The organism is Streptomyces albus subsp. chlorinus (assembly GCF_013302895.1).
GTDB classification, from domain to species: Bacteria; Actinomycetota; Actinomycetes; order Streptomycetales; family Streptomycetaceae; genus Streptomyces; species Streptomyces chlorinus.
The window spans coordinates 5,172,231-5,183,171 of record NZ_VJOK01000001.1 but is presented as its reverse complement, the minus strand read 5'-3'; the positions used below and the strand labels follow the sequence as shown (position 1 = coordinate 5,183,171).

General features: G+C 75.3%; 12 protein-coding genes. 3 read left to right on the top strand and 9 right to left on the bottom strand.

What is annotated here, in order from left to right; all coding sequences use genetic code 11:
* Nucleotides 1-265: 265 nt before the first annotated feature.
* The 7 genes from FM076_RS22785 to FM076_RS22755 form a co-directional block, all read right to left on the bottom strand.
* Nucleotides 266-1,333, bottom strand: a complete 1,068-nt coding sequence (locus FM076_RS22785) for an AAA family ATPase (RefSeq protein WP_173872822.1) — start codon at nucleotides 1,331-1,333, stop codon at nucleotides 266-268.
* The gene (locus tag FM076_RS22780; protein WP_345945170.1) at nucleotides 1,330-3,561 is read right to left on the bottom strand and encodes a trypsin-like peptidase domain-containing protein; all 2,232 of its coding nucleotides are present in this window, start codon (nucleotides 3,559-3,561) and stop codon (nucleotides 1,330-1,332) included. Before FM076_RS22780 ends, FM076_RS22785 begins: the two co-directional genes overlap by 4 nt.
* Before the next feature lie 254 nt (nucleotides 3,562-3,815).
* On the bottom strand, nucleotides 3,816-4,277 hold the full coding sequence (locus FM076_RS22775; protein WP_243274607.1) for a CU044_2847 family protein: 462 nt from the start codon (nucleotides 4,275-4,277) through the stop codon (nucleotides 3,816-3,818).
* A gap of 668 nt (nucleotides 4,278-4,945) precedes the next feature.
* Nucleotides 4,946-6,139: a helix-turn-helix transcriptional regulator gene (locus tag FM076_RS22770; protein ID WP_243274606.1), complete on the bottom strand. Its 1,194-nt coding sequence runs from the start codon at nucleotides 6,137-6,139 to the stop codon at nucleotides 4,946-4,948.
* A gap of 1 nt (nucleotide 6,140) precedes the next feature.
* Entirely contained in the window at nucleotides 6,141-7,088 is a 948-nt protein-coding gene (locus FM076_RS22765) for a DUF4097 family beta strand repeat-containing protein (protein ID WP_345945168.1), read from the bottom strand.
* Nucleotides 7,089-7,238: 150 nt separating this feature from the next.
* Nucleotides 7,239-7,424 carry a DUF6104 family protein gene (locus FM076_RS22760; protein ID WP_173872820.1) on the bottom strand — a complete coding sequence of 62 codons (186 nt, stop codon included), beginning with the start codon at nucleotides 7,422-7,424 and terminating at the stop codon, nucleotides 7,239-7,241.
* Between the two features lie 119 nt (nucleotides 7,425-7,543).
* A complete protein-coding gene (locus tag FM076_RS22755) occupies nucleotides 7,544-7,756 on the bottom strand; it encodes a hypothetical protein (protein WP_173872819.1) in 213 nt (70 codons plus the stop codon).
* 426 nt (nucleotides 7,757-8,182) lie between these two features.
* Between FM076_RS22755 and FM076_RS22750 the strand changes: the two genes are divergently transcribed.
* Nucleotides 8,183-9,322, top strand: coding sequence for a sensor histidine kinase (locus FM076_RS22750; protein WP_345945167.1), 1,140 nt, complete (start codon nucleotides 8,183-8,185; stop codon nucleotides 9,320-9,322).
* Between the two features lie 133 nt (nucleotides 9,323-9,455).
* Here the strand turns inward: FM076_RS22750 and FM076_RS34705 are convergent, their stop codons facing one another.
* Nucleotides 9,456-9,581, bottom strand: coding sequence for a hypothetical protein (locus tag FM076_RS34705; protein WP_274598825.1), 126 nt, complete (start codon nucleotides 9,579-9,581; stop codon nucleotides 9,456-9,458).
* Nucleotides 9,582-9,697: 116 nt separating this feature from the next.
* A complete protein-coding gene (locus tag FM076_RS22745; RefSeq protein ID WP_173872817.1) occupies nucleotides 9,698-10,186 on the bottom strand; it encodes a DUF2269 family protein in 489 nt (162 codons plus the stop codon).
* Nucleotides 10,187-10,331: 145 nt separating this feature from the next.
* On the opposite strand from FM076_RS22745, the gene FM076_RS22740 reads away from it, so the two are divergent.
* Together FM076_RS22740 and FM076_RS22735 are read left to right on the top strand one after the other, a co-directional pair.
* The gene (locus tag FM076_RS22740) at nucleotides 10,332-10,673 is read left to right on the top strand and encodes a helix-turn-helix transcriptional regulator (protein ID WP_173872816.1); all 342 of its coding nucleotides are present in this window, start codon (nucleotides 10,332-10,334) and stop codon (nucleotides 10,671-10,673) included.
* The coding region (locus FM076_RS22735) for a permease prefix domain 1-containing protein (protein ID WP_243274605.1) at nucleotides 10,670-10,941 on the top strand (272 nt) is incomplete at its 3' end. The genes FM076_RS22740 and FM076_RS22735, both read left to right, overlap by 4 nt.

The following is a 10,941-nucleotide window of genomic DNA, read 5'->3' as shown; positions in this document are numbered from 1 at the left end:
CTCCGGCTGCCGCGCGGCGGCCTCGCCGGGCCGCGCGGGCGCGGCGCCCTCCTCACGTGCCCCGCCCTCCCCGCCTCCGGTGAAGCGGGCGAGCCACAGCGCCTCGGCGACCTCCTCGGAGGAGGGGTCCCAGCCAGCGGCACGCAGCCGGGCGACCAGCTCCGTCACCTCCTGGACCGGACGCGACGGCTGCCGAGGGGTCGCCGAGGACCGCGCGCGGCCCTCGGGGCGCGGCGGCGGGGACGGCGCCGGACTCATGTATCCGTCACCTCGGGCGGTCGAGGGGGCGCAGCAGCATCTCGGCGAGCCGGTCACGGGTGACCCGCTCGGCGCCCGAGGCGCGCTGTGTCAGGAACAGGGCGTTGAGCAGCTGGTCGGTGGCGATGACCTGCCCGGGCTCCCGCCGCAGGAACCGCTGCACCAGCTCGGCGCCCTCCTCGAGCGCCTCCTCCCCCAGGTGCGCGGAGACCATCGCAGCGAGCTGTTTGTCACCCGGCGGCTTGAGGTCCAGCTGGATGCAGCGGCGCAGCAGCGCGGCCGGGAAGTCGCGCTCCCCGTTGGAGGTCAGCACGATGAACGGGAAGGCCGTGCAGCGTACCCGGCCGCCCTCGATCGGGACCTTGTCGCCGTCCGCCGTCAGGACCTCGGTGACCGGCTCCCGGTCGGCGATGCGCTCCAGTTCCGGAATGGTGAACTCGCCGTCCTCCAGGACGTTGAGCAGGTCGCTGGGCAGGTCTATATCGCTCTTGTCCAGCTCGTCGACGAGCAGCACGCGCGGCAGCGGCACCCCGTCCGGCCCGGCGGGGCGGGCCGGCAGCAGCGCCGTGCCGAGCGGACCCAGCCGCAGATACGACCCGATCGGGGGGCGCGCGGGCGGCGCACTGCCGTCCCCCGCCACGGCCCGGTCCAGCTGGACGTCCTGCAGCCTGCCGATGGCGTCGTAGTGGTACAGCCCGTCCTTGAGCGTCGTCCGGCTGACGATGGGCCAGCGCAGCACCCGGCCCAGCCCCAGCTCGTGCGCCACGGCGTGCGCGAGCGTCGACTTGCCGGTGCCCGGGTTGCCGGTCACCAGCAGCGGGCGGCGCAGGTACAGCGCCGCGTTGACGGCCTCGACCTCCTCCGGACGCGGATGCAGGCTCTCCACGAGGCGGCGGCGGGCACCGAGCCGACGTGCGGTGTCGGCGCCCTCCGGATCGTCGTCGCCGGTCGCCCCTTCGGGTGAGTCGGGACCGGTTCCCGACCCGGTGAAGTCCCGCCAGGGCGGCGGCTCGGGCAGCTCGCGCACGCCCTCGTGCGGCACGCCGGCGCCACGGTAGATGCGCCAATCGCTCACGGTGTGCTCCTCAACGCTGTCGGCGGCCTGGGCATGAGCGGTGGTTCGCGCAGCGGTCCGTCCCCCGAGGTCCTGTGGGGCGGATCGTAAAGCAGGACGATATGCCGTGCCCAGGCCACCGAGGCGTCAATTGACGTGCCGTTCACGCCAGTTGCGCCATCCGTGTCGTCGGCCAGGTCGGCATTCCGGTTACGCAGCTGTCTGATGTGCAGCGGCAGCTGCCGCGCCGAGTGCACCTCGCGCAGCAGCGCGGCGGCCTGCTCGTGGAACTCGGCGCAGTCGTCGTGGTCGTGCTGGTCGCTGTAGGAGTGCCGCCACAGCGCCACCGCGTGCCCCGCGCCGAGCGCGGCCGCCATGGCGCGGGCCCCGGGACCGCTGCCGGCCCGCGCGCAGTACACCGGTACCGCGGCGGGCGGCGCCGCCAGCAGCCGGCCGTAGGTGGCCTGCCCGCCCTCGGGAACCGGCGCCTCGTGCCCGGCCTCGGGCACCTCGCGGCGCAGCGGCACGGCCTCCATCGGGCCGTTCAGCACGGCGGCGGCCCGGGTGCGGCTCTCGGGGGTGAAGCCGTGGTCCTTGCGCGACCTGTCCCGCACCACCACGAGCCGGCGCTGGCCCAGCGGCAGGGTGTGCGGGTTGAACGGGTCCAACGGGTCACAGGGACGGGCCCGCCACGCGTCCACCGGCTCGTCGAACAGCGCGCGCGGCAGCAGGAACTCGACGGCCGCCAGGTGGTCGTCCACATCGCACTGGTCCAGGGCCTGGGACAGCGCCGGGCGCAGCGCCTCCTCCAGCTTGGCGCGCGGCACGTCCTCCCGGCTCTGCTCGACGGTGGTCTCCTCCCGCTCCACGCCCTCCGCAGCGCCGTCCTCGCCGTCGTCCCCGTCGCGCAGCTCGTCCTTGTCGGCGGAGCGCACCAGCGCCACCCGCCAGCCGTGCCGGCCCGACCCGTAGATGTCCGGTTCTATCTCCACCAGCACGTCCGCCCGCGCCGCCGAGGCCGGGCGGTGGCCCTCCAGGACGGAGGGGACGCGGGCGCGGATGACGTCGTTGAGCAGCGTGCGCGCCGTCCGCTCCACCCACGCGCGCAGCTCCGCCAGCGCGCGGACCGACCGGGCGGAGCGGGCGGTACCCGAACGGGTGAGGGCGGCGGTCACCTTGGCGGCGTAGAGCACCACGGCCTCCAGCGCGAGATCGGGCGACGGCTCCTCGTCGGCCGTGCCCTCGTCGCGCGGGTCGTAGAGCAGGCCGGCGCCCTCCCGCCAGGAGCGCGGGTCGTGGTCGCGAAGGGTGTAGGGCAGCCGGAGCACCATGTTGCGGGCCTCGTTGGCCAGTTGCAGCACCTGGCCGGCGCCGGTGGGCGGCTCCACCTGGGCGAACAGCGCGTACAGCTCCGCTCTGCGGTCCACCGTGAAACCGTAGGCCGGCTCCCCGCCCGACGGACCCAGCCGCGCGTGCTGCCGGTACCAGCTGTGGCCGAAACCGTTGTAGCGCTCCAGATGGTGCCGGTCGTGCGCCGAGAGCACCTCGTGCAGCACTCGGGCCCCGCGCGGGCCCGCGTCGCACAGCTTGCGCAGCGCCGTGACGGGAGTGGCCAGCCCGGTGCCCGGCCTGCGGCCCGAGCCCTTGCTGATGCCCAGCACCGTGCCGCGCCGCTGGTCCAGGACGGGGCCGCCGGAGCAGCCCTCGGTCAGCTCGTCACCGCTGAGCATCAGCGGGCGGCCGACGACCCCGGTGGCCTTGCCCAGCCCGGTGAAGAACATCTGCTCGCCGCGCACCTCACCGGGCGCCCACCCGTACAGCCCGATGTTCGCGGGGGTGAGCACCGAACGGTCGCTCAGCCACAGGCAGTCCACGTCCTCGGCGCCCGGCACCCGGACCAGCGCCAGATCCGGGAACGGCCAGGGCGACGGGGGCGTCCCGGGGTCCTCGGGCAGGGGAAGCCCGAACGCCAGCTCCCCGAGAAGCACGGAACTGTGCACGTCGTCCCCGATCGTGATGCCGATGGCGCGATCCCCCCTCCACACGCTCTCGGCGCCCTTGCCGACGACATGGGCGCATGTGAGGACCCATCCGGGCGCGACGAAGAAACCGCTCCCCCAGAACGCCGGCCGGCGCCTGCCGGCCGTGGCGCTCGCGCTGCTCCCATCGCTGCGACGGCGGCCCGGGCCGAAGCCGCCACCGCCCTCGCTGCTTCCGTCGTACCCGTCGGGGGGCGCCCCGATGCGCACGACTGAAGCGCGAACGGAGTCCGCGAGGCCCGCGGGGGCGTTCACGCGGCACAGGGCGCGCACGGCAGCACGCCGAATCGTGGCCTCCCGCAACGCGCGGCTCGCACTCCGGTCACAGCACTCCCCCTCTACGCCCCGTTCCCCCGTGGCACTGCTCGGTGTCCCCTCTGAGTCAGCAGGCTAGTCGCCTGGTCCGACAGACGGGAGGGCCGAACCTCAACCCCCTGATCCCGCGGGGAGTCGGCGACGACTACTCACCCGGCCGCGCCTCCGCCAGTGTCAGTGCCGGTGCCGGTGCCGGTGCCCGCCGTGGCGGCGGTGCCGGCACCGCCGCCGTCCGGGGCTCCGCCGGTACCGTCCGGCGGTGCGGGCTCGTCCCGGTGCCAGGTGAGGGTGACGGAGACCGCGGCCTTGGCCTCCCCGTCGGCGAGGACGGCCGCCAGGGCCCTGCCGGACTTGACGGCCAGTTCGACGCCGAAGGTGACGCTGACCTCGTCCGGACGGGCCTGGCGTGCCGCGTCGAGGACGGCCGAGCCCACGCCGCTGATCACCTCGTTGAGCTGCTGGGCACGCGCGATGAGCTGATCGCGCGTGCCCACGTCGTCGTACGGGAACTCCTCGGCGCCCCCGGGTACTTCGTCGTCGTCCAGCACCCGGACCCGGGCCAGCACCGTCTCGCCGCCCGGCAGGGTGATCTCCCGGATCTCCTGCTCCATGCGCCCCCCATTCCCCGCGGGCGCGTCCCAACGCCCTTTTCCCAAGGACACATTCAACATCGCCACGGTTCCCCCGCGCGACCCTGCCTTTCCCGGGGTTCCCCGGGGTTCGCCGGGGTTTCCTCTGGGTTCGCCGGGGCTCCTCGGGGTTCGCCGGGTTTCCTCGGGGTTCGCCGGGGCCCCCCGAGGTTCCCCGGGGAGGGGACCGGGGAGAACCGCCGGGCCGGGGCGGTAGACCGGCCCGGCAGGGGTCCGGCAAGGGCCCGCCTCGCGCGCGACCGCCGGGCAGGAGACCGCCCCGCGCAAGACCGCCGAGCAGGAGACCGGCCGGCAGGGGCCCGCCCGGCAGGAGACCTCCCCGACACGAGACCGCCGCCAGAGGCTCCCGGCCGGGAGGCCGCCCCCATGAGGCCCGTCGGGAGGGACACCTCATCCAACTAGGGCCGTCCGGGCCCCGGAGGCAGGAGGGTGCCCTGCCGTGACGCCCGCAGGGGGGGCACCGGGGGTGGGGGTCCTCCCGTGCGGGAGGCCGGGGACGCGGGGCTTCCCGGGTGGGGAGTCGCCCTGCCGGTGGCGGGGCCGGGGTTCCGCCTGGGAGGGCCCGGCCCAGGTCAGCGGGACGGGGGTGTGTCCGGGTCCGCGGTACCGGCCTCTCCCATGGCGCCGGCCTACCCCGTGGTGCCGGCCGCTCCCTTCCGGTTGCCGCCCTCCGTGCCGGAGCCTCCGGTGTCGCCGGGGCCTTCGGTTTCGCCGGGGCCGGTGCCGGGGGCGGTGGTGCCGGGGGCGCCGGTGGGCGGGGGTGCCTCCGGTCCGCCGTTCACGGCCTCGTCCGGGTCGCGCAGGAGGACGCCGATGTGCGCCGCGGCGGTGGACAGGTGGCGGCGGATCTCGCGCAGCTGGGTCTCGGTGACGCCGTGGTCGCGGGCCGCGTCGCGCACGTCGTCGCGGAAGCGGTCGAGGAGGCGTTCGAGGTCTCGCACCGGGTCGCCCGTCGAGTCGGGAAGCGGCGCCTCGGCCTCCGCGTCCGGGTCCGTACCGGCCGGGTGCGGACGCACATACGGCGGCCACGCGGTCGTCTGCCCGGCGATGCGGCCCAGGTTGCCCATCTCGCGGGCGAGTTCGGACATGCCGTCGCGGACCGCGCCGGACCAGTCGCCCGCGCGCATCCGGGTCTGCACCTGGTCCTGCACCTGGCGGGCGATGCGCTGCATCTCGGCCAGCGCCTCGGTGTGGGCCTCGCGCTCCTTCTTCGCCTGCCGCTTGGCCCGCTGCGCCTCCTCCTTGGCCTTGCGGGCCTGCTCCTTCCACTCGTCCTTGGCGCGGCGCATCTCCTCCTTGGCGCGGCGCCATGCCTCCTTGTCGTTCCAGACGCCTTCCCAGCCCTCGCCCCAGCCGTCCTCCCAGCCGGGGGCCGTGCCGGACGCCTCGTCCGGACCCGCGGTGCCCGCCCGGCCGCGGGCGCCTCTGGCGCGACCGCGCGCGCTGCGTGCCTGCTCGCGCACCTCGCGGCGCAGATCGCTGGCGGAGCCGCTGACGTCCTCGCGGATGTCGGCGGCGAGCGCGGCGAGGGAGTCGCGGATCTCGATCTCCAGTTCGGCGATCTCGGCCTGTCTGTCGGCCAGTTCGGACCGGCCCGCTTCGGTGATCGAGTACACCTTGCGTCCGCCCTCGGTGGTGTGGCTGACCAGGCCCTCGGCCTCCAGCTTGGCCAGCCGGGGGTAGACGGTGCCCGCGGAGGGCGCGTACAGCCCCTGGAAGCGCTCTTCGAGGAGGCGGATCACCTCGTAGCCGTGCCGGGGGGCCTCGGCGAGGAGCATCAGCAGGTACAGCCGCAGCCGGCCGTGGGCGAAGACGGGGGGCATGTCACAGGTCCTTCGCGGGAGTGGGGTCACCGGTTTCGCCGGAGCCGGCGGGGAACGGGCGCTCCGGCCGGCCGCCGTCCGGCGCTCTCTCCCCGGCGTCCGGGCCGTCGCCCACGCCGTCGTCCACGGGGCGGCGGAGCAGGGCGAGGCCGCCGGAGACGTTCCCGGCCCGGAGGGTGCCGCGGCCGGCGCCCAGGACGCCGGTCAGCCGCCGGTCGCCCCAGCCGCCACGGACCGTCAGTTCGTCGAAGGCGCTGGAGACGGCGCCGCCCGTGGTCCGCGCGTCCACCGTCAGGTCCGCGTCCTCGGGGAGCCGGACGGCCAGCTCTCCCGAGACGCTGTTGAGCCGGATGTCGGCGGGCTCGCCCGTGCGGGGCGCCCGCAGGTCGAGGATCATCGCGCCGCTGACCGACTCGGCCCTGATCTCGCTCACCGAGCCGTCGATGCAGGTCAGCTCACCGGAGACGGTGGTGTAGTGCAGGGAGCCCGAGAGGCGCTGGGCCTCGATGCCACCGGAGACGGTCTCGGTCCTCACCGGGCCCGAGAGGCCCACCAGCGTCGTGGTGCCGGAGACGCCGGCCACCTGAGTGGGGCCCCGGACCCCGGAGACGACGGCGCCGGCGCCCACGACGCCGACCGACAGCGCGACCTCGGCCGGCACCCGCACCGAGACCTCCGCCTCGCGCCGCCAGCCCTTGCGGTCCAGCCACTTGAGGAAGCCGCGCCACGGCAGGTCGTCGTAGGCCACGACGAGCTTGCCGCCCTCGCGCCGCACGACGAGCGGCGGGCCCTCGATCCGGCCGACCTCGACCCGGGTGGCGGCCTCGTCGGTGCCGACCACGTTGACCGCGCCGTCCACGACGCGGACGTCCAGCTCGGTCACCGGATCATCGAAGTCGATCCGCCGTGGCTCGGTGATCTGCCACGAGCGGTCCTCGGGTGCGGGCACCGCGGCCTCCCCAGCTCGGGCGCTGCCGGGGCGGCCGGGCCCGCGCAGGCGTGCGCGGGAAACCCGGACCAGACGGCAACGACATATCGCGTCTCTCCGCAGACACGATATGTCGTGTATCGCGACAGGCGCAAGCCCTCGCGGCTCGCGTCAGTCGTCCTCGTCGTCCTCGTCGTCCAGCCGCGCCAGCCAGGTGGCCAGCCGCTCCACCGGGACCTCGAAGTCGGGGTTGAGGTCCACGAAGGTCCGCAGCTGCTCGGACAGCCAGGCGAAGCTCACCTCTTCCTCGCCGCGCCGCTTCTCCAGCTCTTCGATGCCACGGTCGGTGAAGTACACGGTTCTGCTCCTGGTCAGGTACGTACGTACGGGATGAGGGCGCGGCCGGACGCCTCCGTCCCAGGGTATGCCGGGCCGCGGACGGACCGGGAACGCCGCCGCCCCTCACCCGGTCCCGCTCACTTGCCGCTCTTCACCGCGTCCGATGCCGCGCCGACGGCGATGCCCAGGACGATCAGCAGGACGCACACGTACATCTCGTAGCCATGGAGGAAGCCGATGCGGTGGACCACGGCCCACTTGTCGAACCAGCCGCCCGTCAGCCGGTGGGCGATACCGCCCGCGCCCTGGGCGATGAGGACGAACGCGACGAAACCGAGGAATTTCTTCATGGCCCCAGACTCGCCGGAGCGGGGCGGACGGGGGATCGGGCTTCGGGGTCGGCGGGGGCGACCGAAGTCTGCGATCCGCCGCGCGGCTGTCATACCAAAGTCGACGGGTGCCTCCGGCCGGGCCGCACGGCCCGACGGGCGCCGTAGATTCGCGGCATGGGGCTTGACGAGGAACGCGGAACCGGCCGTGCTGGCCGCTCGGCCCGGCTGAGTCGTCCGGGCCGCTCGGGCCGGCTGAGCCCGCCGAGCCGGACGGGCCGGACGAGCCGGACGGGGCGGACGAGCCGGACGAGCCGGACGAGCCGGACGGGGCGGACGAGCCGGGCGGGGCGCCCTGCCGGGCGCACCTTCGCCGCGCGGCGGCGAGACGGTGCCGCGTGGCGGCGAGACGGTGCCGCGCGGCGGCGGAGCGCCAGGGACTGGGCGGTGGACATCGGCGCATTCCTGTTCGCCGGGTGCTTCCTGGTGCTCAGCGCCGACGCGGTCGCCATCGATCCGGGCACCTCCGAGGCGGCGCTGCTGCTGGACCAGCTCCGGGGCGCCCTGGCGTGCGCCGCGCTCTTCCTGCGCCGCCGGTGGCCGGTGGCGCTCGCCGTCGCGCTGCTGCTGGCAGAGCCGTTCTCGCACTTCCTCACCGGGCCGATCCTGGTGGCGCTGTTCACCGTCGTGGTGGACAGGCCCCCGCGGGTGACGGCCGCGGTCTCGGCGCTGGCGTTCGTCCCGATGCCGTTCGTGCTCGCGAGCGCGCCCTCGGCCGACGATCCGAAGACGGTCTCGGCCCTCACCTACTTCGTGCTGCTGGCGGGGGCGGTCGGCTGGGGCCTGTACGTCCGTTCGCGGCGGCAGCTTCTCGTCTCGCTCCGCGAGCGTGCCGACCGGGCGGCGGCCGACGCGCGAAGGGAGGCACGCGAGGACGTGGCCCGCGAGATGCACGACGTGCTGGCCCACAGGCTGTCGCTGCTGAGCGTCCACGCGGGGGCGCTGGAGGTCAACCCGGGCGGCGACCCCGCGCAGGTGCGGCGGGCCGCGGGCGTCATCCGGGACAGCGCGCACCAGGCGCTGCAGGACCTGCGCGAGGTCATCGGCGTGCTGCGCGCGCCCGAGAGCGGGGACCGTCCGCAGCCGGTGCTGGCGGACGTGGCGCGGCTGGCCGAGGAGTCCCGGCAGGCCGGTGCCCGCGTCACCCTGGACCTCGACGTCGAGGGCGGGCCTCAGACGGCTCCGCCGGTCGCGGGCCGTACCGCGTACCGCATCGTCCAGGAGGGGCTGACCAATGCGCGCAAGCACGGCCCGGGACCCGGTTGCCCGGTCTCGGTGACCGTACGGGGCGCCTCGGGCCGCGGCCTGACCGTGGAGGTGCGCAACCCCGGTGCTCCGGACGGCACCCCCCGGGTCCCCGGCGCGGGACAGGGCCTCATCGGGCTGGCCGAGCGCACCCTCCTGGCGGGCGGCACCCTCGAACACGGCTGGGACGGCGACGAGTTCCAGCTGCGCGCGGCCCTGCCCTGGCCGGGCGGGCACTCCACCGACCACCCCGCCGGGCCCGCCGCCGGGCGCGCCGGCTGAGGCCCGGCGCCACCGCCTGCGGACGGGAACGCCGCCCCCTCCGCCTCCGAACGGGAACACCGTCCCAGCTCCCCGGGCCGAGGCCCGGCCCTCCGCCCGCTGAGCGGCTGGCGAGCGCACTGGATGACGGCCGTCAGCGCGCCCCGCCGTCGGCGGTGCCGCAGGGCGCTGTGGCGGTGGTGCCGAAGGCGCGGGAGACCATCGCCGCGATCAGGGGGTCGACGTCGTACGGGGCGCTGAGCACCTCCGGGACGGTCATGTCGTCGACCAGGAGAGGCGTTCCGCCCGTCCGCGTTCACCCCCGTCGCCACGCGGAGCTTCGACTCGGGGTGAGCATGACGACGTACGTGCCGCGACGGTGAGCCCGGCCGGCGGTCAGGCGCCCGTCGTGGAGCCCGGGCGGACGATCATCAGGACGACGACGACGGCCCACAGCAGGTTGAACACCCCGGTCAGCATGGCCAGCCGGGCCGCGGCGGCGCGCGGGTCGGGAACCTCCGGGACCGCCTCGCCCTCGTCCAGTCCTATGCCCGCAGCGCCCAGCATCCGCGCCTGGCCGGGCAGGACGAGGGCGCCGAGGAGGATTGCGGCCAGGGTGGTCAGGACGAGGGAGGCCAGCAGCCAGGCGTCGGTGAGCACCCCCAGCTCGGCCCCGGTGGCGATGCCGAACACCGGGACGGCGACGCCGAAGAGGGCGTAGACCCGGCAGACGCGGTGCAGCAGCGCCGCCGCGCCCGCGCCGCGCCCGTCCGGCGAGGCCAGCAGCCCGCGGGCGCAGCGCGGGAACACCGAGGCGGCGACCGCGACGGGCCCCACGGCAAGGATCGCCGCGATCACGTGGAGGGAGAGGAGGAGCTTGGTCACGGGACCCCCGATGGGACGCAGGAGGACAGGGAGCGGCGGCACGGCGCCGGGGCGCCCGGGGTGTTCCGGGTGCGGAGGTGCCGCTCGATGGGTTGCCTGCCAATAGGTAGCACACCAAGATGTTGGGTGCGTAGGCTGCCTACCCGTGAAGGCAGACACGGTACGAGGGCATCTGGACGGACTGCTGCTGTCCGTGCTCGAGCCCGGACCGCTGCACGGGTACGCGATCATCACCGCGGTCCAGGAACGCAGCGGCGGCGCACTGGAGTTGCGGACGGGAACCGTCTACCCGGCGCTCAACCGGCTGGAGCGGCTGGGGCTGCTGGAGAGCGACTGGCAGTCCGTGGGCGAACGGCGCAGGCGCCGCTACACGCTCACCGACGCCGGGCGCCGCGCGCTGGCCGACGAGCGTTCCGCCTGGCGGGAGTTCACGGCGGCGATCGGCGCGGTCCTCGACGGCCCGGCCCGGACGAGGCCCGCCACATGAGCACATGTCAGCCCTCCGGCGACCCGGTGGCGGCGCACGCGGGGGCACTCGGCGATGTGCTGGTGGGGCCCGCCGCGGACAGGGAACGCATGGTCGCGGAGTTCCGCGACGGGCTCGCGGACGCCACCGACGCGTACGTCCTCGAAGGGCTCCCCCGCGCCGAGGCGGCCCGCCGTGCGGTGCGGGAGGCGGGGACGGTCGCACAGCTGGCGCCCCACTTCCAGCGCGAACTGACGGTCGCGCAGGCCCGGCACACGGCGCGCGCGGC